Source organism: Amycolatopsis sp. NBC_01488 (genome assembly GCF_036227105.1).
In the GTDB taxonomy this organism is placed as follows: domain Bacteria; phylum Actinomycetota; class Actinomycetes; order Mycobacteriales; family Pseudonocardiaceae; genus Amycolatopsis.
The window spans coordinates 2,371,982-2,394,867 of record NZ_CP109434.1; the positions used below are offsets into that span (position 1 = coordinate 2,371,982).

The window sequence follows — 22,886 nt, forward strand, 5'->3', positions numbered from 1 at the left end:
AGAACTCCTTATCCGCCGACCTTCTTCACCGCGTGCCCGCCGAACTGGTTGCGCAGCGCGGCGACCGCGCGCATCGCGGCCGAGTGCTCCTGGCGCGAGGCGAACCGCGCGAAGAGCGCGGCCGAGATGACCGGCGCCGGCACCGCGTTGTTGATCGCCTCTTCCAGCGTCCAGCGGCCTTCGCCGGAATCCTCGACGTAGCCCTCGAGGTCGTCCAGCTCCGGGTCCTCGTCGAGCGCGCGCACGAGCAGGTCGAGCAGCCAGGACCGGACGACCGTGCCGCGCTGCCAGCCCTTGATCACCGCGGGCACGTCCTTGACGACCTTCGCCGCCTCGAGCAGCTCGAAGCCTTCGGCGAAGGCCTGCATCATGCCGTACTCGATGCCGTTGTGGATCATCTTCGCGTAGTGACCCGCGCCGACGTCGCCCGCGTGCGAGAAGCCTTCCTCGCGCGGGCCTTCCGGGCGAAGCGCGTCGAAGATCGGCATGGCCTTTTCGACGTCGGCCGCGGTGCCGCCGACCATCAGGCCGTAGCCGTTGTCCTTGCCCCACACGCCACCGGAGACACCGCAGTCGACGTAGCCGATGTTCTTCGCCGCCAGCAGATCGGCGTTCAGCTTGTCGTCGGTGTACTTCGAGTTGCCGCCGTCGATGACCATGTCGCCCTCGGCGAGCAGGTTGCTCAGCTCGGTGACGGTCTGGCGGGTCGGGTCGCCGGCCGGGACCATGATCCAGACGATCCGGGGACCGTCCAGTTTGGACACCAGGTCCTCGAGCGACGTCGTGTCGGAGACGTCCGGGTTGCGGTCGTACCCAACCACCTCGTGACCGGCCGCGCGCAGCCGCTCACGCATGTTGAAGCCCATCTTGCCCAGGCCGATCAGACCGAGCTGAACCATGAGATCCCCTTACGTGCTAACAGTGTCTTACGGGGCTTCGCCCCGGCCAGGGGCTCCGCCACCCGGACCCCCCAAGGAAGGGTGTGTGGGTCAGCCCGGAAGGCGGACCGGCATCAGGAGGTAGAGGTAGCCGGGGACGACGTTGCCCTCGGGATCGGCGGGCTTGATCAGCGCGGGCCGGTTCGGCGTCGTGAACGTCAGCTCCGCCCGGTCGCTGTGCAGGGCGCCGAGGCCGTCGACGAGGTAACCCGGGTTGAACGCGATCGTCACCGGCTCACCTTCGTACTCGACCTGCAGTTCCTCTTCGGCGCTGCCTTCGTCGTCGCCGCCCGCGGACAACCGCAGCGTGTTGTCCCCGAATTCCAGTCGTACCTGAGTCCCCCGCTCCGCGACCAGCGAAACGCGCTTGATGCTCTCCGTGAGAGCGGACACGTCGATGACCGCGCGTGAAGTGTGCGACGCGGGCAGCAACTGGCGGTACGGCGGGAACTCCGCGTCGAGCAGGCGGGTCGTCGTGTAGCGCCCGGAACCGGACAGGCCGAGCAGGCCCTCGCCGCTGGCGAGCGCGAGGCGGATCGTGGCGCCGCTGGCACCGAGCGTCTTGGCGGCTTCGGCGAGGGTGCGCGCCGGGACGAGCACCGCGGCGTCGGCCAGGCCCTCGGCCGGCTGCCAGGTGAACTCGCGCATGGCGAGCCGGAAGCGGTCGGTCGCGACGAGGGTCAGCGAGCTGCCGGAGATCTCGAGGCGCATGCCGGTCAGCATCGGCAGCGTGTCGTCCTTGCCCGCAGCGACGACGACCTGGGTGACGGCCTGGCCGAACGCGTCGCCGGCGAGCTCACCCGCGAAGGCGGGCTGGGCCGGCAGCTGCGGGTAGTCCTCGACCGGCATGGTCGGCAGGGAGAACCGCGCGGTGCCGCACGTGATGGTGGCGCGCGCGCCGTCGACGGAGATCTCGACCGGCTGCGCGGGCAGCGCCTTGGTGATGTCGGCGAGCAGGCGCCCGGACACCAGCAGGCGGCCGCCGTCGGCGATCGTCGCCGGGACGCCGACCGTGGCGGAAACCTCGTAGTCGAAGCCCGAGACGGTCAGGGCGTCGGTGTCGCCGTCCGAACCGGCGTCGAGGAGGACACCGCCGAGAACCGGCACGGGAGGCCGGGAGGGGAGGCTTCTGGCCACCCACGCGACGGCGTCGGCGAGCCCGTCACGCTCGACGCGGATCTTCATGCGCGCATCCTTTCGACGACCGAACCGCTGACGGCTCGGGCCAAGCCTGGTTCTCGCGGGACAGTGACCGGCTGCCCCCTCCGGCCGGTCCGCCCTCCGCGTTGAGCGGCCGGAGCGCGGACCAGGTGCAGGCGTCCACGTTAGGCCGTCGCGGGCCCCGCCGTCACCTCGGCCTCCCCTTGAGTTTGTCGACTTGGCGACACGATCTCGCGGCTGTCCCCAACTTCGTCCATCGCCTGTTTTTGTTTTGTTCTCTCTTAGAAGAGATCTAAAGGCAGTAGCAGTAGTAAGCGTTGTGGATTGTGTGGATTGAGCTCGTTCGCGCAGGTCGGAGCGCTCGCGGGCGTGTGGAGAACCATGGTGGCGGACCTGTGGGCAGATCGGGCCACCCGTGGATGGATTCGGGCGACCCCCGATTCGTCCACAGTTGTCCCCAGTTGTCCCCACGGTTGTCCCCAGGCGTGGGTCGTTCCGTCCCCAGGGTCTGGGGGTGCGCGGCGGGCTCCGAATCGCCCTACCGAGTGACCGTCCCCCGCTGTGCACAGAATGTGGGCAACCTGTGGAACCGGCGTGGACAACGGTGTGGATGGACTGTGGATCACCTGTGGGCGGGGTGTGGACGGAATCCGCGTCGTCGCTGATGGGAGATCCGTTGGCACTGTGGGCAATCCGCCCACACCATGGGGAAACTTCCTTGTGTACAAACAATTTTCGCGACTTTGCGAAGCGCGCGTACGCGCGCTTCGTTGCTTCGCGTGCGTACGCGCGCTTCGGACAGTCCACATACGACAAAGGGGCGTCCACTGTGCGTGGACGCCCCGAAGTCGTTGCGGGAAAAGGGATGTGCTATTGGCGGGCGCGCTGCTTGATGCGCGACGTCAGCTCCTGCACCTGGTCGTAGATGCGCCGGCGCTCGGCCATCTCCTTGCGGATCTTCTTGTCCGCGTGCATGACGGTCGTGTGGTCGCGGCCGCCGAACGTCTGCCCGATCTTCGGCAGCGACATGTCGGTGAGCTCGCGGCAGAGGTACATCGCGATCTGGCGGGCCGTGGCGAGCGCCTTCGTCTTGCCGGGGCCGCACAGGTCGTCGAGCGTGACGTCGAAGAACTCGGAGATGACGCCCATGATGGTCGGCGCGGTGATCTCCGGGGCGTGCGAGTCGGGGATGAGGTCGCGCAGCACGATCTCCGCCAGCCCGGCGTCCACCGGCTGCTGGTTCAGCGACGCGAACGCGGTGACGCGGATCAGCGCGCCCTCGAGCTCCCGGATGTTCGCTTCGACGCGCGAGGCGATGAACTCCAGGACGTCGCCCGGCACCGCCAGCCTGTCCTGCGCCGCCTTCTTGCGGAGGATCGCGATGCGCGTCTCCAGTTCGGGCGGCTGGATGTCGGTGATCAGGCCCCACTCGAACCGCGTCCGCAGCCGGTCTTCCAGCGTCTCGAGGCGCTTGGGCGGGCGGTCGGAGCTGACGACGATCTGCTTGTTCGCGTTGTGGAGGGTGTTGAAGGTGTGGAAGAACTCTTCCTGCGTACCTTCCTTGCCTTCCAGGAACTGGATGTCGTCGACGAGCAGGATGTCGATGTCGCGGTAGCGCCGCTGGAAGGCGACTTTGCGGTCGTCTCGCAGCGAGTTGATGAAGTCGTTCGTGAACTCTTCGGTCGAGACGTACCGGACGCGCATGCCGGGGAAGAGCCGTTGCGCGTAGTGGCCGACCGCGTGCAGCAGGTGCGTCTTGCCGAGCCCGGACTCGCCCCAGATGAACAGCGGGTTGTACGCGCGGGCCGGCGCTTCGGCGACGGCGACCGCGGCCGCGTGCGCGAAGCGGTTGGACGCGCCGATGACGAACGTGTCGAAGGTGTACTTCTCGTTCAGCTTCGTCTTCGACGTCTGCGGCTGCGCCGGCGCGGTGTAGGGCTGGCCGGCGATCGGCTGGCCGGAGAACGTCGGCCAGATCTCGTGGACGGCGGCGAGCGCTTCGCCCTCTTCGTCGACCTCTTCGTCCGTGTCGTCGCCGTCGTCGGGCTTCGGCGCGGCGGACTGGTGCGGGGGCAGCGGCGGCGCGGGCTCGGGACGCGGCGGCGGCAGCATCGGGCCGGGGCCCGGCCGCGGCACGGGAGCCGGCTCCGGGCTGACGCCGTTTTCCACCCGGCCGGGTGACGGCACGTAGTGCGGAGCGGCGACCGGGGCGACCGCTTCGGTGCTGTCGACCTTCACCGCGAGCGAGATGGCGCGGCCGAGCCGCCGGGAGAGCGCGTCGGTGATCGCGCCGCGCAGGCCGCGTTCGATCGCTTCCTTCGCGAAGTCGCTGGGGGCCGCCAGGAGGGCGGTGCCGTCGAGCAGGCCGATCGGGCGGGTCACGCGCATCCAGGCGCGCTGCTGGGGGGACAGGGTCCCGTCGGACAGTTCGCGTACCACCTGTTCCCAGATGACGCCCAGATTGTGCTGGTGCTCCGACACCGGTCTGGCTCCCCTCCCCTCGTCGGCGTGGACGGCCGAACGCCCCTGGTCACGCGGTCCGGTACGCATCAGCGGACCCGCGTGTGCACCGGCACAGCGAATATCCACATAGTTGTCCACAGCTGTGCACTAATGTACGGCGACCCGCGGCGACGCCACCTGCGGGCTCGTCGTACGCCGGTGGGCACTCCACCACCCGGATACTCGTGCACCTCGACCGGTGACCCGAGAGAGGCACGCTAACAAGCCCCGCCCGCTGCCACAAGGCATCCTGGGTCGCAAGCATTTCACGGTGTACGGCGTGTTGCCATTCGGTGCCCCGCCGTCGACGATCTCGGCCCCGCGGGCCGGTCGCGGACCGTGGCCAAGGGGGTGCTTACCGGCCGCCCGACGGGGGTGCGTACCCTCGTAAGGTCTCCCGTATGCGACGGGTGCTATTCGCGTGCCCACGTTGTCGTCGCTCGTCGTGACGAGGCCACACGTTGGTAGGAGACACCAGAGACTGCCGTGCGCCCGCACGACACGCCAGGCGACGGGGAGGAATCCCCAGCAGGGCGGGTCGGGGGCAGACGACACAGCGACACACAGGAGAAGCAGTGAGCAAGGGTAAGCGCACCTTCCAGCCGAACAACCGCCGCCGCGCGAAGACCCACGGGTTCCGCCTGCGCATGCGGACCCGCGCCGGCCGGGCCATCCTGGCGGCTCGTCGTCGCAAGGGCCGCGGCGCGCTGTCCGCCTGATCTCGCCGTCGAGGCGCGCCGTGCTGCCGGCTGCCGCACGTCTGCGGCGGAGTGACGAATTCCGCGTGGTTCTCCGTCGCGGATCCAGGGCAGGCAGGCGCCGCCTCGTCGTCCACGCGTTGACCACGGACCCGTCCGGGGCCGCCGACCTCCCGCCGGCGGCCCGGGCGGGTTTTGTGGTGAGCAAGGCCGTCGGGAACTCGGTGGTCCGCCACCGCGTCACCCGCCGGTTGCGTCATCTCGTTTCGGCCCGGCTCGGAACCCTGCCCGCCGGCAGTGCGTTGGTCGTACGGGCATTGCCGCCGTCCGCGAGCGCGTCCAGCGCGGAGCTCGGAGCCGATCTCGACGCCGCTTTGCGGCGGCTGGGACTCACGCCGTCGCGCCGTCCGGCCGGGGATGCCCCCCGCCCGACGCGTCCCGCCGAGGCGGACCCCGACCACGGATCAGCGGTGTGACCGGCATGCGAGCCACCCCCGAGCACGACCACGAGCACGCCGCCCTCGGCGACACCGAGCCCGCGCCTCCGCGGCCCGGTCCCGTCGCCTGGGTCCTGCTGCTCCCCATCAAGCTCTACCGCAAGGCGATCTCGCCCTTCCTCCCGCCGGCTTGCCGGTTCTACCCGAGCTGCAGCGCGTACGCAGTCGAAGCCCTCACCCGGCACGGCGCCGGCCGCGGCTCCTACCTCGCGCTGCGCCGGCTGCTGCGCTGCGGCCCGTGGACCCCGCCCGGCCGTGACCCGGTACCCGAGACGTTCTCGTGGCGCTACCGCAGACCTGAAACACCGATCGAGGAGTAGCAGCAGTGCTCGATTTCATCTACTACCCCGTGTCCTTCATCCTCTGGTGTTGGCACAAGGTCTTCGGCTTCGTCTTCGGGGAAGCCACGGCGATCTCCTGGATCCTCGGCATCATCTTCCTGACGTTCACGGTCCGCGGCATCATGTTCAAGCCGTTCGTGAACCAGGTCCGGTCGATGAAGAAGATGCAGGACTTCGCGCCGGAGATGAAGAAGGTCCAGAAGAAGTACGCGAACGACAAGCAGCGCCAGGCGCAGGAGATGCAGAAGCTCCAGCGCGAGCACGGGGTGAACCCGCTCGGCAGCTGCTTGCCGATGGTGCTGCAGATCCCGGTGTTCATCGGCCTGAACTGGGTCCTCCGCGCGTTCAGCATCCAGCCGAAGGACGGCAAGCCGAAGACCGAGAACTACTTCTTCAGCCAGCACGACGTCCAGTCGTACACCAACGCGAAGCTCTTCGGCGTCAACCTCGGCGAGGCGATCCACAACGGCGTCACCGCGATCGGCGGCAGCGGCGGAGCCGGCTGGCACTGGAACGTCCTGCCCGTGGCGCTGCCGCTGATGATCGTCGCGTCCATCGCCACGCACCTCACCGCGCGCCACTCGGTGGCCCGGCAGAACGCCGCGTCGGCCACCTCGCAGACCGCGATCATGAACAAGCTGACGATGTACATCTTCCCGCTCGGTGTGCTCGTCTTCGGTGCGCTGTTCCCGCTCGGCCTCCTCTTCTACTGGCTGGCGAACAACGGCTGGACCCTGATGCAGCAGCGCCTCGTCTACACGAAGATCGACAAGGAAGAGGCGGCCCGCAAGGCGGAGGCGGCGGAGAAGCGCGCGTCGCTCGGTCCGAAGCCGGGGCAGAAGCCGACCGCGCCGAAGGTCGGCCAGAAGCCGGTCCAGCAGAAGAAGAACCAGTCCGCGCAGGGCGGCTCGCAGAAGAAGGTCACGAAGGCCGGCTCGGCCCACGGCTTCGCGCAGACCGCTTCCGGTGGCCCGGCCGGCTCGGCGAGCGAACCCGCGAAGGTGGCCGACCCGGCCCCGGCCGACACGAACGGCCAGAACGGCTCGAAGGACAACGGCACTGGGGTGCCGGGCCTTCTCAAAGACTCGACCAGGAAGTCGGGCCGGAAGCGCCGCTGAGGCGCGACCGGTTCGGAGAGGAGACGAATGATGTCGGAGACGATCGACACGATCGACGCCGATCAGGATGACGTGAACCCGGAGCCGGCCGCCGACGAGGCGGGCGAGCAGAAGGCGGGCGGTGGTGACGACGTCCTCGTGCAGGAGGGCGACATCGCCGGCGACTACCTCGAGCGCCTGCTCGACCTGCTCGACTACGACGGCGACATCGACCTGGACGTCGAAGCGGGCCGCGCGATCGTGAGCATCGACGGCGGCGAGGATCTCGAGAAGCTCGTCGGCCCCCGCGGCACGGTGCTCGAGGCGCTGCAGGAGCTGACCCGCCTGGCGGTCCAGCAGGAGACGGGTTCGCGGAGCCGGCTGATGCTGGACATCGCGGGCTGGCGCGCGGACCGCCGCGAGGAGCTCCGCGAGCTCGGCCGGTCGACGGCGGAGTCGGTCCTGCAGAGCGGCGAGCGCGTGCGCCTGCAGCCGATGAGCCCGTTCGAGCGCAAGGTGGTCCACGACGCCGTGGCGACGGTCTCCGGCGTCACGAGCGAGAGCGAGGGCGAGGACCCGAAGCGCCGCGTGGTGATCTTCCCGGAGTCCTGAGTTCCCGGTTTGCGAAGCGGCCCCACTTGACTCGGTCAGGTGGGGCCGCTTCTTTGTGTGCCGTGTCTGAGGGCTGCGTCGGCGGGCGACTCAGCTTCAGCGGGATGAGGCAGTGGATCGCTCGCCGTCGTCGAGCGAATTACACGGATGATGTTTCACGTGGAACGGGTACCTCGCCGACACGGCGACTGAGTGTCGTCGTTTCACGTGGAACCGTCCACAGACCGCGTCCGGCGGAGTGGAGTTGTCCACATCTGCGGTCTGTCGGCTCGTTTTCGCCTCGACATCAGGGACAATCACAGCAGCGCGGTTTCACGTGAAACGCGCGGACGAGGAGTAGCCGGAGTGAGCTTGGAGCAGGCCGCCGCGGCGGTGCGGGCCGCGGCGGAGCGGGTGTTCGATGAGCGCGTGGACCAAGCTGCGGGGTACGTCGAACTCCTGGAGCGTCACGGGGTCGAGCGTGGGCTGATCGGGCCGCGGGAGGTTGAGCGGCTGTGGGAACGGCACGTTCTCAACTCGGCCGTCATCGGTGAGCAGGTGCCGGAAGGTGCTCGCGTCGTCGATGTCGGGTCGGGTGCCGGGCTTCCGGGAGTACCGCTCGCGATCGCGCGGCCGGACCTCGATATCGTCTTGCTCGAACCGATGGCCCGCCGGGTGGACTGGCTGGCCGAGGTGGCCGAGAAGCTGGAACTCCCGATCACCATCGTCCGTGGACGCGCGGAGGAGCGGCCTGTGCGTGAGCAGCTCGGTGGCGCCGACATCGTCACCGCTCGCGCGGTCGCCCCGCTCGCCCGGCTCGCGGACTGGTGCCTGCCCCTCGTCCGTTCCGATGGCTTCCTGGTCGCTCTCAAGGGCGCCAGCGCGGCGGACGAGATCGAGCGGGACGGCGCCGCCATCCGCAAGGCCGGCGGGGCCGACCCCCTGATCATCGAATGCGGTGCCGCAGTACTAGAGGTCCCCAGCACGGTCGTGAAGATCCGTCGCCTGCCGACGGCAGCCAAGCCGAAGGCGCGGAGCAGGAAGCGTTAACGGGCCGCGATGTTCCACGTGAAACGACGCGACTCGACCACCGACCAGACGTCTAAATGGAGGAGGTGTCGAGACCGGTGAATCCCCCGCCGTCCGACTCCACGGAGACCACCCCCGACGTGGGCTGGACCCCGATTGCCGAAGAAGCCGCCCGCGCCGCGCGTCTGCTGCACCCGGAGCGGACGCTTCCCCGTCCCGGTCGCCGTCGGGTGCTGACCGTCGCCAACCAGAAGGGCGGCGTCGGCAAGACCACGAGCACGGTCAACCTCGCCGCCGCGCTCGCCGTCCACGGGCTCAAGACGCTCGTCGTCGACCTCGACCCGCAGGGCAACGCGAGCACCGCGCTCGACGTCGACCACCGGTCCGGGACTCCGTCGATCTACGAGGTGCTCATCGGCGAGGTGACGCTCGCGGACGCCGCGCAGCCCACCGAGCAGTCCCCCAACCTCTTCTGCGTTCCGGCGACCATCGACCTCGCCGGCGCCGAGATCGAGCTCGTCTCGATGGCGTCGCGCGAGTCCCGGCTCAAGGAGGCCATCTCCTCGGAGATCCTCGACCAGATCGGTGTCGACTACGTCTTCATCGACTGCCCGCCCTCGCTCGGCCTGCTGACCGTCAACGCGATGGTCGCCGCGCAGGAGGTGCTCATCCCGATCCAGTGCGAGTACTACGCGCTCGAAGGACTCGGGCAGCTGCTGAGCAACATCGAGCTCGTGCAGCAGCACCTCAACCGCGAGCTCCGCGTCTCGACGATCCTCCTCACCATGTACGACGGCCGGACCAAGCTGGCGGACCAGGTGACGAACGAGGTGCGGAACCACTTCGGCGACACGGTCCTCAAGACGGTCATCCCGCGCAGCGTGAAGGTCTCCGAGGCGCCCGGCTACGGCCAGACCGTCCTCGCCTACGACCCCGGCTCGCGCGGGGCGATGAGCTACGTCGACGCGGCCAAGGAGATCGCCGAGCGCGGCGCACAGTTGGAGAAGGGTAGTTCCACATGACCGAGCGCAGAGGAGGGCTGGGGCGCGGCCTCGCCGCTCTCATCCCGACCGGGCCGCCGAGCGGCGGTCCGCTGCCCGCGCCCGCCGACGCCACCGCGGCGGAGAAGAAGGCAGCCGAGGACAAGGGCTGGTTCGCGGCGAACGGCCAAGCGAAGACGCACGGCGGCGAGGTCGCCGGCGCCGTCTACCGCGAGATCCCGGTCAGCTCGATCAAGCCCAACCCGAAGCAGCCGCGTCAGGTCTTCGACGAAGACGCGCTCGCCGAGCTCGAGCACTCGATCCGCGAGTTCGGGCTCATGCAGCCCATCGTCGTCCGCGAGCTCGGAGCGGACGAGTACGAGCTCGTCATGGGCGAGCGGCGGCTGCGCGCGTCGCAGCAGGCGGAGCTCGAAGCGATCCCGGCGATCGTCCGGCAGACCGCCGACGAGTCGATGCTGCGCGATGCCCTCCTGGAGAACATCCACCGCGTCCAGCTGAACCCGCTCGAAGAGGCGGCGGCTTACCAGCAGCTGCTCGACGAGTTCGCGGTCACGCACGAGGAGCTGGCCAGCCGGATCGGACGCAGCCGGCCGGTCATCACCAACACGATCCGGCTCCTCAAGCTCCCCCTGCCGGTGCAGCGCCGGGTGGCCGCGGGCGTCCTGTCCGCCGGCCACGCCCGCGCGCTGCTCTCGCTGGAGGACGCCGACAGCCAGGAAGAGCTCGCGGCCCGCATCATTGCGGAGGGCATGTCGGTCCGGGCGACCGAGGAAGCCGTCACGCTCAAGAAGAGCGAGAAGCCGGCCAAGCCGAAGCCCGCGCCGCGCAAGCCGATCCAGGCGCCGGGGTTGCAGGAGCTCGCCAACCGCCTCTCGGACCGGTTCGACACCCGCGTGAAGGTCGACCTCGGTCGCCGAAAGGGCCGGATCACCCTCGAGTTCGGCTCGGTCGACGACCTCGAGCGGATCGTCGCGATCATCGATGCGAACGGGACGAATCAGACACCGAAAACCGATTAGGGATCACCCCGGGGTGTTTCGTCACGGTGATGATTGCTCGACGCAGTCGCGGTAACCACACCGGGTGATGATCAACCGCGACACGAAAAAGGCCACCGCGGAGCTTCCGCAGTGGCCTTTCGTGTGCGAGGAGTCAGCGAGAAATCGCGCGCCCGATCAAGTCGGCGAAGACCGTGCCGAGCGACTTGCCCGCCGCCTCGATCGCCATCGGCACCGTCGACGTCTCGGTGAGACCCGGTGACGGGTTCACTTCGAGGAAGTACACCGTGCCGTCCGGCGCGACGATCGCGTCGGTCCGCGAGATGTCCCGGAGCCCGAGCACGCGGTGCGCGGCGACGGCGAGTTCCGCCGCTGCCTTGGCCGCGGCGTCGTCGAGGCGGGCCGGGGTGAAGAAGTCCGTCAGGCCGGCCGTGTAGCGGGCCGTGTAGTCGTACACGCCGCTCTCCGGGACGATCTCGACCGCGGGCAGGGCCTCGGGTCCGTTCTCGCCCTCGATGACCGTCACGGCCACCTCGACGCCGTCCACGAACCGCTCCGCGAGCACGGTGTCGCCGTACGCGAAGCAGCCGACCATCGCGGCCGGCAGTTCCGCCGCCTCGCGGACGACCTGGGTGCCGAGCGCCGAGCCGCCCTGGTCCGGCTTGAGGATCAGCGGCAGGCCGAGCGTTTCGACCATCGCGTCGAGCACCGCCTGGGCGCCGAGCTCGCGGAACGTGCTGTGCGGCAGCACCACCCAGCCCGGCGTCGTGAACCCGGCGTTCTCGACGAGCGCCTTCGCCGTCGGCTTGTCCCACGCGCGGCGGCAGCCCTGGGAGCCGGTGCCGACGAACGGCACGTCCAGCATCTCCAGCACCGTCTGCACCGAGCCGTTCTCGCCCTCGCCGCCGTGCAGGGCGACGACGACCGCGTCCGGCCGCTGGGTGCGCAGGCGCTCCAGCAACCCCGCGTCGGTGTCCCACTCCTCGATGCCGAGGCCCTCGGACTTCAACGCCGCGGAAAGCCGTCGGCCGGACCTCAGCGAGACGTCGCGTTCGTGCGAAAGCCCGCCGGCGAGCACGGCAACGGTACGGTCGACCACCGTGGGAACTCCTTAGCTGGTTTACGAAACTCAGACCGTGTCCGGAGAAGGGTTCTGCGGCCCCTGGATCTGGCGCGCGCTCACGTTACCGAAGGTGCGCGCGAGGTCCATTTCGGACTCCAGCACGGCGGCCAGCCGCCGCACGCCCTCACGGATGCGCTCCGGCGTCGGGTAGCAGTAGGACAGCCGCATCTGGCGGCTGCCGAAGCCGTCGGCGTAGAAGCCGGTCCCGGACGCGTACGCCACCCGCGCGGTCACCGCGCGCGGCAGCATCGCCTTCGTGTCGACGCCCTCCGGCACCGTCACCCAGACGTAGAACCCGCCGTCCGGCTTCGTCCACGAGCAGCCCGGGGGCAGGTACTGGTCGAGCGCGGAGAGGATCGCGTCACGCCGCTCGCGGTAGTTCTCGCGGAACTTCTTGATCTGGCCCTTCCAGTCGTGCGTGGCCAGGTAGCGCGACACGATCATCTGGTTGAACGTCGGCGGGCACAGCGTCGCCGACTCGGCGGCCAGCACGAGCTTCTCGCGGACGGCGTGCGGCGCGAGCACCCAGCCGACCCGCAGGCCCGACGCGAACGTCTTCGAGAACGAGCCGAGGTACACGACGTTGTCGGGGTCGGTCGACCGCAGCGCCGGGTACGTCTGGCCGTCGAACCCGAGCAACCCGTACGGGTTGTCTTCGACGACCAGCACGCCGTGCTCGCGGCAGATCTCGAGGATCTCGGCGCGGCGCTCGACGGCCAGCGTGACACCGGCGGGGTTGTGGAAGTTCGGGATCGTGTAGAGGAACTTGACCCGGCGGCCGGCCTTCTCGGTCCGGTCGAGGGCTTCGCGCAGCAACTCCGGGACGAGGCCGTTGTCGTCCATCGCGACGTGCACGACCTGCGCCTGGTACGCGGCGAACGAGCCCAGCGCGCCGACGTACGACGGGCCTTCGGCGATCACGACGTCACCCGGGTCGCAGAACAGCCGCGTGACCATGTCCAGGCCCATCTGGGAGCCGACGGTCACGACGACGTCGTCCGGGTGTGCCTTGATGCCCTCGAGGGCCATGATTTCGCAGATCTGCTCACGCAGCACGGGGATGCCGTGCGCCGAGCCGTACTGCAGGGCGACCAGGCCGTCTTCGGCGATGATCTCCGCCACCTGCGCGGACAGCGTGTCGAGCGGGAGCGCGGCCAGGTTCGGCATGCCGCCGGCGAGCGAGACGACCTCGGGCCGGCTGGCCACCGCGAACAGCGCCCGGATCTCGGAGGCGGTCATCCCGGCGGTGCGCGCGGCGTACCGCTCGAGGTGCGGGTCGAGGTTCTGGCGGCCGCTGTGCGGCTTGCTGGGGCGGTTCTCGGTCATCGACGATTCACCCGGGGCTCGATGGACAAGGCTGCCCGTAGAGGGCACGGCAGATCCTGTCGAGTGTAACCGGGCACCCATCCGGTACCCCTGGCCTTTCGGTGCTTGTCACATCGGCCTATCCTCGACCGTGGCTCCCGTGATCGTGCTGTTCCACCGCGCGGCTTGACGACCGGGCAGCCGGTCGGGAGCGCAGGGGTCAGGGAGGTCGCGGGTGTCGCGTCGCGTCGTGGGCGTCACACTGGACAACCTCGAGCACTTGCCGAAGGCCTGCCGCAGGTGCGTCTACTGGGAACTGGCCCCGCACCTGAAGAACCAGGCCGAGGAGTTCGGCGCCACCGAGATGGAGAAGGAAGCCTGGGTTTCGAGCGTGCTGCTCGAATGGGGTTCCTGCGGCCGCATCGTCTACAGCGACACGCTGCCGGTCGGGTTCGTGCTGTACGCCCCGCCGAACGCCGTCCCGCGCGCGCTGGCCTTCCCGACGTCCCCGCCGAGCGCGGACGCGGTCCTGCTGACGGCGTTCCAGGTGCTCCCGGAGTTCCGCGGCGGCGGCCTGGGCCGGATGCTCGTCCAGGCGGCCGCCAAGGACCTGACGAAACGCGGCGTGCGCGCGATCGAGGCGTTCGGCGACGCGCGTCCCGAGGAGCCGGACCCGGACGGCGGCCACAGCTGCGTGCTGCCGGCGGCGTTCCTGCAGAGCGTCGGCTTCAAGACCGTCCGCCCGCACCCCAAGTGGCCGCGCCTGCGCCTGGAACTGCGCTCGGCGATCACCTGGAAGGAAGACGTCGAGGCGGCGCTGGAACGGCTTCTCGGCCAGGTCACGATAACCACCGCCGAGCCGAGCCTCGGCCGCGCCTGAACCCAGTCCGCAAACGTTTGCGCCGGTGTCGCGGCGTCCTTGAAACGCGATTTCGCGGTGTGTGCACGACTGTGGAAGAAGTGCCGAGTTATCCACAGAGTGCTGATAGGCGCGGTGGACAACCTGTGGATGACTGCCCGAAAACCTGGGGACGACGCACGCGCGTCCCCAGGGATGGTGGGACAGGTGAAGATGAGCCGCTAGGGGTTGTGGTCGGCTCTATTCGGCCTTGGCCAGCTCGTGCGCCAGGACGTCGGCGAACGTGAACGTTCCCGTCGGCTGGTCGCCCTCGCCGAGCAAGTACAGCCGCTTGACCGCGATCAGGATGCCCTCGGCGACGATGTCGCGGAACGCCGGGTCGCCGAGCTTGCGGGCGTCGTCCGGGTTGGTCAGATAGCCGATCTCGACGCGGACGGCCGGGCAGCGGGTGCGGGTGAAGATCTCCCACGTCTTGTAGTGCGTCCGGCAGTCCAGCATGCCCGTGCGGGCCGCGACCTCGCGCTGGATGAAGCCGGCCAACAGCTCGCCCACCGTCGACGTCGTGCCGTTGCCGGTGCCGAAGTGGAAGCTCGCGACACCCTGCGCGCGCGGCGACGGGTTCTTGTCGCTGTGCAGCGAGAGGAACAGGTCCGCGCCGGCGTCGTTGGCGAACTTGGCGCGCTCCAGCTCCGTCGGGCTGTGGTTCGGGCCGCGAGAGATCAGCGCTTCCATGCCCGTGGCCTTCATGCGGCCTTCCAGGCGGCGAGCCAGGTCCCACGCGATGTCGGCCTCACGCAGGCTGCCGGCGACCACGCCGAGGTCGTCGCCGCCGTGGCCGGGGTCGATCACGATGCGCTTGCCGCGCAGGCGGGGACCGGCCTGGCGCACCTGCTCCTGCTCGCGCAGGAACACGGGGCGCCCGCCCCGGGCCCGCGGCGAGGACAGGCGGTGCAGCTCACGGATGGTCGCGGGGCCGCACATGCCGTCCGGTGTCAGGCGCATGTCGCGCTGGAACGTCTTGAGCGCGCGCTCGGTGGCGGGGCCGAAGTAGCCGTCCGGGCGGCCGGCGTCGAAGCCGAGCTCGGTCAGCCGCTCCTGCAGCGTGAAGACGTCGTCGCCGTGCACCGGGGACGCGATCATGTACGACAGCGGGCGGCTGCCCAGGTGGTAGCTGGCGCCCTTGAGCGCCTGGAAGGTCGCCGGACCCACGATGCCGTCGGTCATCAGCCCACGACGCTGCTGGAAGGCACGGACGGCGCCTTCGACGGCGCCGTCGAACGTGTCGTAGTCGTCGGTACCGGTGACCGGCGGGAGCAGGTCCATCCCGGCCAGGATGGACCTGATCTCGGCGACGTCCGGACCGGCGTCACCGCGGCGGAGTACCCGCATGCACTCCTCGCTCTTCGTAGGGCACCGAGTTCGGGGGCTCGGTGCGTGGCAAGAAAACCTTCGCTGGGGCGGGCCCAGGTCCTCTATTGTGCCTTGCGAACTCTCGGTGACAGCGCAGGCCCGGTAGGTAGGTCAAGGGCCCGATCGTGGCGCACCCTCAGTGGCCCTCGTCACGCTCGATCCACCCACACCGGTCGCATTACCCCGAACGCGCAGAACCCGGGGTCCGCGGGAGAGTTCCCGCAGGCCCCGGGTTCGCGGAGCTGTTTCGGTTCAGAGAACGTCGGCGAGGTCCGACAGCAGCGCGGCCTTCGGCTTGGCGCCGACGATCTGCTTCACCGGCTTGCCGCCCTGGAACAGGATCAGGGTCGGGATGGACATCACCTGGTAGTCACGCGGCGTGTTCGGGTTCTCGTCGATGTCGATCTTGGCGATCGTCAGCTTGTCGCCCTTCTCGGCCGCGATCTCCTCGAGCACCGGGGCGACCATCTTGCACGGGCCGCACCAGGTGGCCCAGAAGTCGACGAGGACCGGCTTTTCGCTGGTCAGGACCTCGTCGACGAACGTCGCGTCGGTCACCTTGACGGTGTTGGACATGGTTTCTCCTTCAGGTTGGTCGAAAGCCGGAAACTCAGTGGGTGCCCGCGCCGTAGCCGCCGCCGACCAGCTCGGCCGCCTCGTGCGCGTCCGAGTCGCCGTGCTCCGCGAGCCATCGTTCCGCGTCGATCGCGGCGCTGCATCCCGAGCCGGCGGCCGTGATCGCCTGCCGGTAGGTGCGGTCCACCAGGTCGCCGGCCGCGAAGACGCCGTCGACGTTCGTGTACGACGTCCGGCCCTGCGTGACGACGTAGCCGTCCTCGTCCAGGTCGACCTGCCCGCGCACCAGCTGGCTGCGGGGGTCGTGCCCGATCGCGACGAAGAAGCCCGACACGTCCAGCGTCGACTCCGAGCCGTCCTTGGTGTCCTTCAGCCGCAGGCCCTCGACCTTGCCGTCGCCGAGCACCCCGGTGATCTGCGAGTTCAGCTTCCACTTGATCTTCTCGTTCGCGCGGGCGCGCTCGAGCATGATCTTGGACGCGCGGAACTCCTCGCGCCGGTGGACGACCGTGACGGACTTCGCGAACTTCGTCAGGAAGGTCGCCTCCTCCATCGCCGAGTCGCCACCGCCGGCGACCACGATGTCGTGGTCGCGGAAGAAGAAGCCGTCACAGGTCGCACAGGCCGAGACACCGCGGCCGAGCAACTCCTGCTCGCCGGGCACGTTCAGGTACCGCGCCGCGGCACCCATGGCGAGGATGACCGCGCGGGCGGCGTAGCGCTTGCCGTTCGCGTGGACGTACTTGACGTCCCCGGTCAGCTCCAGCGACTCGACGTCCTCCGCGCGCAGCTCGGCGCCGAAGCGCTCGGCCTGCTTGCGCATCTCCTCCATCAGGTCCGGACCCATGATGCCGTCGCGGAACCCGGGGAAGTTCTCGACCTCGGTCGTCGTCATCAGCGCGCCGCCGAACTGCGTGCCCTCGAACACCAGCGGTTCCAGCTGGGCCCGTGCCGCGTAAACGGCAGCGGTGTATCCGGCAGGACCCGACCCCACGATGATCAGGTTCCTGATTTCCTCGGCAGCCACCCGTGACCTCCGCTCGTAGTGACCCGTGTACCAGGCTCAACACGATCGTAGGTGGCGGTGTTCCCGGGGTGACAGGCGCTACTTCTCCCCGACGACCTTGTCGAACAGGACAGCCGGATTGCCCGGTCCGCAGTCCGCGCCGAAGGCCACGAGCCGGAACTGGGCGAGCTTGCCGGTGGTCAGGATGATCATGACGCCCGCCTTGCCGCCGACGTTCACCGGGCGGATGCCTTCGGGGCGCACCTTCGGGTCGAGCCCGGCGGCCGCGATGCACGCGTCCAGCTTGTCCTCGGTCTGCAGCGGGCCGAAGTCGCGGACGCCGACCGCCTTGCCGACCAGGGCCTGGGCGCCGGCACCGTCACTGCCGACCGACGGGCCGGTCGGGGGCGGGGCCGCGACGTTCGGGGTGCCGGTCTGCTGCCGCGTGTGCGGGATCGCGATCGTCACCGCGACGACCGCCGCAGCGGCCGCGGTCAGGACGCCGGCGGCCCAGCCGAGCCGCTTGTTCCGGCGCCGCCGCGCCGCCGCGAGGTCCACCACCTGGGCGCCGCGCGGTGCCGGAGCTGCCTGCTGGACCCGGTGGGGAAACTTGGCCGCTGCTTCGGCGGCCAGCGCCGCGTCGAGCCGGGCCGCGAACTCCGCGGGCATCGGCGGGGCGGGTGCTTCGGCGAGCGAGGCCAGATCGGACTGTGTCGCGTCGAGGGCGTCCAGGATCGCGCGGGCTTCGGGGTCGGCGTTGACCAGCGGCCAGAGCTGCGCCGCCCGGGTCTCGTCCAGGACACCGGCGTGGAGATCGGCGAGCACGTCGACAGACCAGGGCGGACCGACGGTCCCCCCGATCCCCCGGCTTTCGTCCGTCATCGTCCCTCCCCGCTACCCGGCTGGCGCCCGGCCCGTTTGCTTTCGTGAGTTGGGACGTTCGCAATCGCATCGGGGTTCCGCAGGTGTCCGAGAACCTTCGCGAGTTTTCCGCGGCCCCGGGCGCACCGGCTCTTCACGGTGCCTTCGGCGATGCCGAGCATCTTCGCCGTCTCGGCGACGGAGTAGCCCTCGACGTCGACCAGCAGGATCGGTGCGCGCTGGTCCTCGGGCAGCTGGTCGAGAGCCTCGCGCACGAGCAGGCTGGTTTCACGCTCGGCCATCGAGTCGCGCGGGGTGGCCGGCTCGTTGAAGCCGGTCTCCGGCAGCGGGACGGTCGGGCGGGCCTGGCGGCGGCGGATCCGGTCGAGGCAGGCGTTCACCACGATCCGGTGCAGCCACGTCGTGACCTGCGACTCCGCGCGGAACTTGTCGGCCGCGCGGAAGGCCGAGATGAACGCGTCCTGCAACGCGTCGGCGGCCTCTTCCGGGTCCCGGACCGTGCGCAGCGCGACCGCCCACATGCGGTCGCGATGGCGCTGGACGAGTTCGCTGAACGCATGAGGGTCCCCCGCGGCGTGAGCCGCTATCAGATCCGCATCCGTGGGAGCTGCAGCTGTCACCCGCGAGAGCCTACTGACCCGGTCGGGTGCGTCACCCCGCAGGCAGGAAGGTCAAGTCGGCGATTTCCGTCTGGAACTTCCCGTCCTCGCCACCCAGCGCGGTGATCCAGATGATGAAGTACTGGCTCTGCGTCGGCTGGGCCAGCGGGATCGTCGTCTCGCCGTCCTTCAGGTCGCCGTTGCCGACGACTTTCGTGTCGGCGAAGTCCGGGTTCTTCCCGGTCGCCGAGCGGATCTCGACCTTGGTGCCCGGCGTGCCGCCTTCGACCTTCACCTGGCTGAGGTTGATCGGGTCCGGGAAGGTGACGACCAGGCCCACGCCCGGCTTGATGGCCGGGAACTGCTGCTTGTACTGCTCGGTCCGCCACTGCGTCTCGGGCTTGCCGTCGATCGCGTACTTCGCCCGCGCGGTGTTGTCGCCCTTGCCGTCGGGGTTGTAGACCGCGACGGCCTGCGGGTCCACCGCGGCACCCACGGCCGGCGACGGCGGCGGGGCCTGCGACGACGACGCGGGCGGCGGCGCGGCGGACTGGCTCGACGCCGGCGGCGCGGCGACGTTGATCGTCGGCCCGCTCACCTTCGAATCGCCCTGGAAGACGTTGATCAGCATCAGCCCGCCCCAGGCGAGGATGACGACCGTCGCGACCACCAGCACGGTGACGCCGAGGGCGAGCTTGCGGCGTCGCGCGACGTCCTTGACCGGCTTCTTCGTGGTCCAGACCGTGCCCTCGGACTCGGCCGGGTCACCGCCGACGGCCTTGATCAGCTGGGTGCGCTCTTCCTCCTCGGCCACCTGGTCGAGCATCCGGAGGATGGCCGCGCTGGTGCGGATGCCGCCGTTGCCGCCGTCCTCGATCGTGCGGACGGCCAGCGCCGACAGGTCGGCGGGCACCGTGGGGACGAGTTGCCGCGGCGGGACGATCCGCCCCTGCGGCGTGGTCGGGGCCGGCTGGATCGCGGGCGGGCCGCCGGGCAGCGCCCAGCGTCCGGTCAGCAGCAGGTACAGGACGGCGCCAAGCGCCTTGACGTCGTCGCGCAGCGTCGCTTCCGGCAGCGGGCCGGGGAACGCGAGCTTGAGCGCGCCGTTCGGCGTCAGCCGCAGCCGTTGCGGATGGTCGAGCCCGAGCACGAGCCCGTTCTGATGAGCCTGTTCGACGGCTTCGGCCAGCGCCTGCACCATCCGCGCGGCCGCGGCGGGGGCCACCGGCCGCTGCGCGACCAGGTCGACGAGGTCGCTGCCCTTGGTCCACTCCGCGACGACGACGCCGAGCAGGCCTTCGCTCGAGGTGATCCCGCTGCCGAGCGCGAGCACGTCGAGCACGCGGGCGACGCCGCCGTGGCCGAACTTGGACGCGTGCGTCGCGCGCTCGAGCGTCCGCCGGGCCAGCCGTGCGGCTTCCGGGTCGGCCGGGTCGCCGACCAGCAGGGTCAGCGCGACGTCCCGCTTCAGCTGCCCGTCCCGGGCACGCCAAAGGTGCGCGTCACCCCGCTCGTCCACGCCGAACTGCGCGAGGAGGCGGTAGCGGCCGTCGCCGACCACACGCCCGGGGGCCAGCGATCCGACCTGGGCCTTGCCCACGTGGTTCGCACCCCCCGCCTGTTCGCTCCGCCTCGTGTCCACCCGCACTCTCTCCCGTTAGCTCCCCCGCCAAGGTTACCCAGAATACGACGCGGGAGTCGTCGCCTTCCGTACCGGAATCGTTACCCCCGCTTGATCAACCGGGTGAACCTCGACGTGGCCGGTTTGAGCTCCTCCACCTTCAGGGCCATCAGCACCCCGAACGAGACGACGATCCCGACGATGCCCTGCAGGAACAGCTTGACCCAAGCACCCAGCCTGGGGCCGAACGAGTCCGGCACGACGTGGCCGGCCACCCACGCCGCGCCGACGCCGAGCGCGCTGGCGACGACCGTGAAGAGGATCACGCCGATCACCCGCTTGCTGCGCAGGTTGCCCAGCGTCACCCAGAGCCACACCTGGCCGAGGATCGCGCCGACGACGAACGTCAGCGCGTTGACCATCATGACGCCGAGCACGACGTTGTCCGGCGACAGCAGCACCGGGCACAGGTACAGCAGCGGCACCTTGACCAGCGTCATCACGATCATGATCAGCGTCGGCGTGCGAGCGTCCTTCATCGCGTAGAAGACGCGCATCTGCAGCATCACCAGTGCGTACGGCAGCAGCGCGAACGCCGAGATCGCGAGCGCGTCGCCGAGCCGCTCGGCGGTGTCGACGGTGCCCTTGCCGAAGGTGAACAGCGCGATGCCGATCGAGCCGCCGACCACCGTCATCACCGCGGAGATCGGGACGAGCAGCACCGTCGACATCCGGGACGCGTAGGACAGGTCGCCGATCAGCTTCTTGTGGTCGCCGTCGGCCGCCGCGCGGCTCATCCGCGGCATGATCGCGGTCAGCAGCGAGACGCCGATGACGCCGTACGGCAGCTGGAAGAGCAGCCAGGCGTTGCTGTAGGCCGTCACACCACCGGGTGAACCGCTGGTCAGCACGCGCGTGTTGATGGTGTACCCGATCTGGCTCACCGCGACGTAGCCGAGGATCCAGAGCGCGAGGCCGCCGAACTCCTTCATCTGCTTGTCGATGCCCCAGCGCCACTTGAACCGGAAGCCCGACCGCAGCAGCGGCGGCACCAGCAGGATGGCCTGGGCGACGATGCCGCCGGTGACGCCGATGCCGAGCGTCAGCACCTTCGGGTCGGTGATCGACGGGTGGGCGGTGTCGATGTCGCCCGGCATCACCCAGACGACCAGGATCGTGAAGATGACGACCAGGTTGTTGATCACCGGCGCCCAGGCCGTCGGGCCGAAGATCTGCTTGGCGTTCAGCACCGCCGAGAGCAGCGCGAACACGCCGTAGAAGAAGATCTCCGGCAGCAGGAGGTAGGCGAACGCCGTGGTGAGCGACGAGCTGGCCCGGCCGGAGCCGTCGACGTAGAGGCTGGTGAACGCCGGTGCCGCGATCACCGCGACCGCGGTGCCGGCCAGCAGCAGCGTGAACGCGACCGTGATCAGCCGCTGGGTGTAGGCCGCGCCGCCGTCGGGCTCGTCCTGCGAGCGGACCAGCAGCGGCACCACGACACTGGCGAGCACGCCACCCATCAGCAGCTCGAAGATGATGTTCGGCATCGTGTTGGCGACGTTGAACGAGTCGTTCGCGATGCCCTGGCCGATCGCGGCGACCAGCAGCAGCTTCCAGAGGAAGCCGGTGATCCGGCTGATCAGCGACGCGATCGCCATCCGGCCGGACGCCTTCGCCAGCGACGGCGCCTTGGCCGGGGCCTCTTCGTCCGGCCTCGGTTTGACCAGCGGCCCCTTGAGCGCCGGCATGACCTGGGTGGCGAGCGCGTCGTACGGGCGCATGACGTCCGGGTCGGCGACCGGCCAGCGCGAGTTCATCGGGACGCCGGCGGTGCGCGGGATGAACCGCGTGGCCTCCGGGTCGGGCGGGCGCTGGGCCTCCTCCTGCCACGGCCGGACCGGCGCCGGCCGCCGGGACCCGCGGCCGCGCGGCGGCACCGGGATGCCGGGCGGCGGGGTGCCGGGGGCCGGGTTGCCCGGGGGCGGGGTCGTCGGCGGGGCCGGTTGCGGCAGGCGGCCCTGGACCGACGGCGGCCCGGGCGGTCCCGGAGGCGGCGGCACGGGCTGGACGCGCGTGGGTGCCGGGCCGCCGGCGGCCCGGGGCGGCTGCCCGCCACGCTGCGGAGGCGGCCCTTGCGGAGGCGGGGGGCCCGGCGGTGGGACGCGCCGGGCGGGGCGCTGCGGCTCGCGGGGTGGGGCCTCGTCGTGGACGGGCCAGTTGTCGCTCGGGGGCACGTCGTCGCGGACGGGCTGGCCGTCGCGAGGGGGCCGCTGGTCGCGGACCACCCCGTCGTCGCGGACCGGGCGGCCGTCGCGCGGGGGTGCGTCGACCGGGCGCGGTGGTGCGTCGTCGCGGACCGGGCGGCGGGGTGGCGGGCCGTCTTCACGAGCCGGTCGCCGGGGCGGGACGTCGTCGCGAGCGGGTCGCCGGGGCGGCGCGTCCTCGCGGGCCGGTCGACGCGGCCCCCCGTCTTCGCGGCCCGGGCGCTGGTCACGGACCGTCGCGTCCTCGGGCGCCGGCATCTGGCGCGGGTGACCGTTGCGGGGCGGCTGGCGGCGGCCGCGCTCCGGCGGAGGCGGCTGGGGCGGTGGTGGCTGGCGGCGGACCGGCTGCGACGCGCGCGGGGAGCCGTCAGCCCTTTGCGGCGGTAGC

22 protein-coding genes are annotated in these 22,886 nt (G+C 70.3%); 10 read left to right on the forward strand and 12 right to left on the reverse strand.

Going from position 1 to position 22,886, the window contains the following annotated elements; all coding sequences use genetic code 11:
• Positions 1-8: 8 nt before the first annotated feature.
• From gnd to dnaA, 3 genes are all read right to left on the reverse strand, one after another.
• The gene (gene gnd / locus OG738_RS11445; RefSeq protein ID WP_329053481.1) at positions 9-899 is read right to left on the reverse strand and encodes a phosphogluconate dehydrogenase (NAD(+)-dependent, decarboxylating); all 891 of its coding nucleotides are present in this window, start codon (positions 897-899) and stop codon (positions 9-11) included.
• Positions 900-989: 90 nt separating this feature from the next.
• On the reverse strand, positions 990-2,123 hold the full coding sequence (gene dnaN, locus OG738_RS11450) for a DNA polymerase III subunit beta (RefSeq protein ID WP_329053483.1): 1,134 nt from the start codon (positions 2,121-2,123) through the stop codon (positions 990-992).
• Between the two features lie 846 nt (positions 2,124-2,969).
• On the reverse strand, positions 2,970-4,580 hold the full coding sequence (gene dnaA / locus OG738_RS11455) for a chromosomal replication initiator protein DnaA (protein WP_329053484.1): 1,611 nt from the start codon (positions 4,578-4,580) through the stop codon (positions 2,970-2,972).
• A gap of 596 nt (positions 4,581-5,176) precedes the next feature.
• On the opposite strand from dnaA, the gene rpmH reads away from it, so the two are divergent.
• The 8 genes from rpmH to OG738_RS11495 all read left to right on the forward strand — a co-directional run bounded on the left by rpmH (position 5,177) and on the right by OG738_RS11495 (position 10,874).
• Positions 5,177-5,320, forward strand: coding sequence for a 50S ribosomal protein L34 (gene rpmH / locus OG738_RS11460; protein WP_013231070.1), 144 nt, complete (start codon positions 5,177-5,179; stop codon positions 5,318-5,320).
• Positions 5,321-5,340: 20 nt separating this feature from the next.
• Complete coding sequence (gene rnpA, locus OG738_RS11465; RefSeq protein ID WP_329053489.1) at positions 5,341-5,775, forward strand: ribonuclease P protein component; 435 nt, start codon at positions 5,341-5,343, stop codon at positions 5,773-5,775.
• A 5-nt stretch (positions 5,776-5,780) separates the two neighbouring features.
• Positions 5,781-6,116, forward strand: coding sequence for a membrane protein insertion efficiency factor YidD (yidD, locus tag OG738_RS11470; protein WP_329053490.1), 336 nt, complete (start codon positions 5,781-5,783; stop codon positions 6,114-6,116).
• Positions 6,117-6,121: 5 nt separating this feature from the next.
• Entirely contained in the window at positions 6,122-7,255 is a 1,134-nt protein-coding gene (gene yidC / locus OG738_RS11475; RefSeq protein ID WP_329053492.1) for a membrane protein insertase YidC, read from the forward strand.
• A gap of 30 nt (positions 7,256-7,285) precedes the next feature.
• Positions 7,286-7,846, forward strand: a complete 561-nt coding sequence (locus OG738_RS11480) for a Jag family protein (RefSeq protein ID WP_329053493.1) — start codon at positions 7,286-7,288, stop codon at positions 7,844-7,846.
• A 345-nt stretch (positions 7,847-8,191) separates the two neighbouring features.
• Positions 8,192-8,875 (forward strand): 16S rRNA (guanine(527)-N(7))-methyltransferase RsmG, encoded by a 684-nt coding sequence (gene rsmG, locus OG738_RS11485; RefSeq protein WP_329053495.1) that lies wholly within the window; start codon positions 8,192-8,194, stop codon positions 8,873-8,875.
• 77 nt (positions 8,876-8,952) lie between these two features.
• Entirely contained in the window at positions 8,953-9,876 is a 924-nt protein-coding gene (locus OG738_RS11490) for a ParA family protein (protein ID WP_442875887.1), read from the forward strand.
• Entirely contained in the window at positions 9,873-10,874 is a 1,002-nt protein-coding gene (locus tag OG738_RS11495; protein WP_329053497.1) for a ParB/RepB/Spo0J family partition protein, read from the forward strand. Before OG738_RS11490 ends, OG738_RS11495 begins: the two co-directional genes overlap by 4 nt.
• A gap of 133 nt (positions 10,875-11,007) precedes the next feature.
• On the opposite strand, the gene OG738_RS11500 is transcribed toward OG738_RS11495, so the two are convergent.
• Positions 11,008-11,952: a D-alanine--D-alanine ligase family protein gene (locus OG738_RS11500; RefSeq protein ID WP_329053499.1), complete on the reverse strand. Its 945-nt coding sequence runs from the start codon at positions 11,950-11,952 to the stop codon at positions 11,008-11,010.
• Between the two features lie 30 nt (positions 11,953-11,982).
• Positions 11,983-13,302, reverse strand: coding sequence for an aminotransferase-like domain-containing protein (locus OG738_RS11505; RefSeq protein WP_329053501.1), 1,320 nt, complete (start codon positions 13,300-13,302; stop codon positions 11,983-11,985).
• A gap of 214 nt (positions 13,303-13,516) precedes the next feature.
• Between OG738_RS11505 and OG738_RS11510 the strand changes: the two genes are divergently transcribed.
• On the forward strand, positions 13,517-14,161 hold the full coding sequence (locus OG738_RS11510) for a GNAT family N-acetyltransferase (RefSeq protein WP_329053502.1): 645 nt from the start codon (positions 13,517-13,519) through the stop codon (positions 14,159-14,161).
• Positions 14,162-14,380: 219 nt separating this feature from the next.
• Here the strand turns inward: OG738_RS11510 and OG738_RS11515 are convergent, their stop codons facing one another.
• The 7 genes from OG738_RS11515 to murJ all read right to left on the reverse strand — a co-directional run bounded on the left by OG738_RS11515 (position 14,381) and on the right by murJ (position 22,294).
• Positions 14,381-15,529, reverse strand: coding sequence for an N-acetylmuramoyl-L-alanine amidase (locus tag OG738_RS11515; protein ID WP_329053503.1), 1,149 nt, complete (start codon positions 15,527-15,529; stop codon positions 14,381-14,383).
• Positions 15,530-15,802: 273 nt separating this feature from the next.
• Positions 15,803-16,126: a thioredoxin gene (gene trxA / locus OG738_RS11520; RefSeq protein ID WP_093945794.1), complete on the reverse strand. Its 324-nt coding sequence runs from the start codon at positions 16,124-16,126 to the stop codon at positions 15,803-15,805.
• A gap of 34 nt (positions 16,127-16,160) precedes the next feature.
• Positions 16,161-17,153 carry a thioredoxin-disulfide reductase gene (gene trxB, locus OG738_RS11525; RefSeq protein ID WP_329053504.1) on the reverse strand — a complete coding sequence of 331 codons (993 nt, stop codon included), beginning with the start codon at positions 17,151-17,153 and terminating at the stop codon, positions 16,161-16,163.
• A 78-nt stretch (positions 17,154-17,231) separates the two neighbouring features.
• On the reverse strand, positions 17,232-18,014 hold the full coding sequence (locus OG738_RS11530) for a hypothetical protein (RefSeq protein WP_329053506.1): 783 nt from the start codon (positions 18,012-18,014) through the stop codon (positions 17,232-17,234).
• Complete coding sequence (gene sigM, locus OG738_RS11535) at positions 18,011-18,634, reverse strand: RNA polymerase sigma factor SigM (protein ID WP_257922722.1); 624 nt, start codon at positions 18,632-18,634, stop codon at positions 18,011-18,013. The genes OG738_RS11530 and sigM overlap by 4 nt, the downstream gene beginning before the upstream one ends.
• A gap of 31 nt (positions 18,635-18,665) precedes the next feature.
• Positions 18,666-20,255 (reverse strand): hypothetical protein, encoded by a 1,590-nt coding sequence (locus OG738_RS11540; RefSeq protein WP_442875888.1) that lies wholly within the window; start codon positions 20,253-20,255, stop codon positions 18,666-18,668.
• Positions 20,256-20,335: 80 nt separating this feature from the next.
• A complete protein-coding gene (gene murJ / locus OG738_RS11545) occupies positions 20,336-22,294 on the reverse strand; it encodes a murein biosynthesis integral membrane protein MurJ (RefSeq protein ID WP_442875889.1) in 1,959 nt (652 codons plus the stop codon).
• A 72-nt stretch (positions 22,295-22,366) separates the two neighbouring features.
• Here murJ and OG738_RS11550 point away from each other — a divergent pair, with 72 nt between their 5' ends.
• Positions 22,367-22,885: a hypothetical protein gene (locus tag OG738_RS11550; RefSeq protein WP_329053512.1), complete on the forward strand. Its 519-nt coding sequence runs from the start codon at positions 22,367-22,369 to the stop codon at positions 22,883-22,885.
• The last annotated feature ends 1 nt before the right edge of the window (position 22,886 follow it).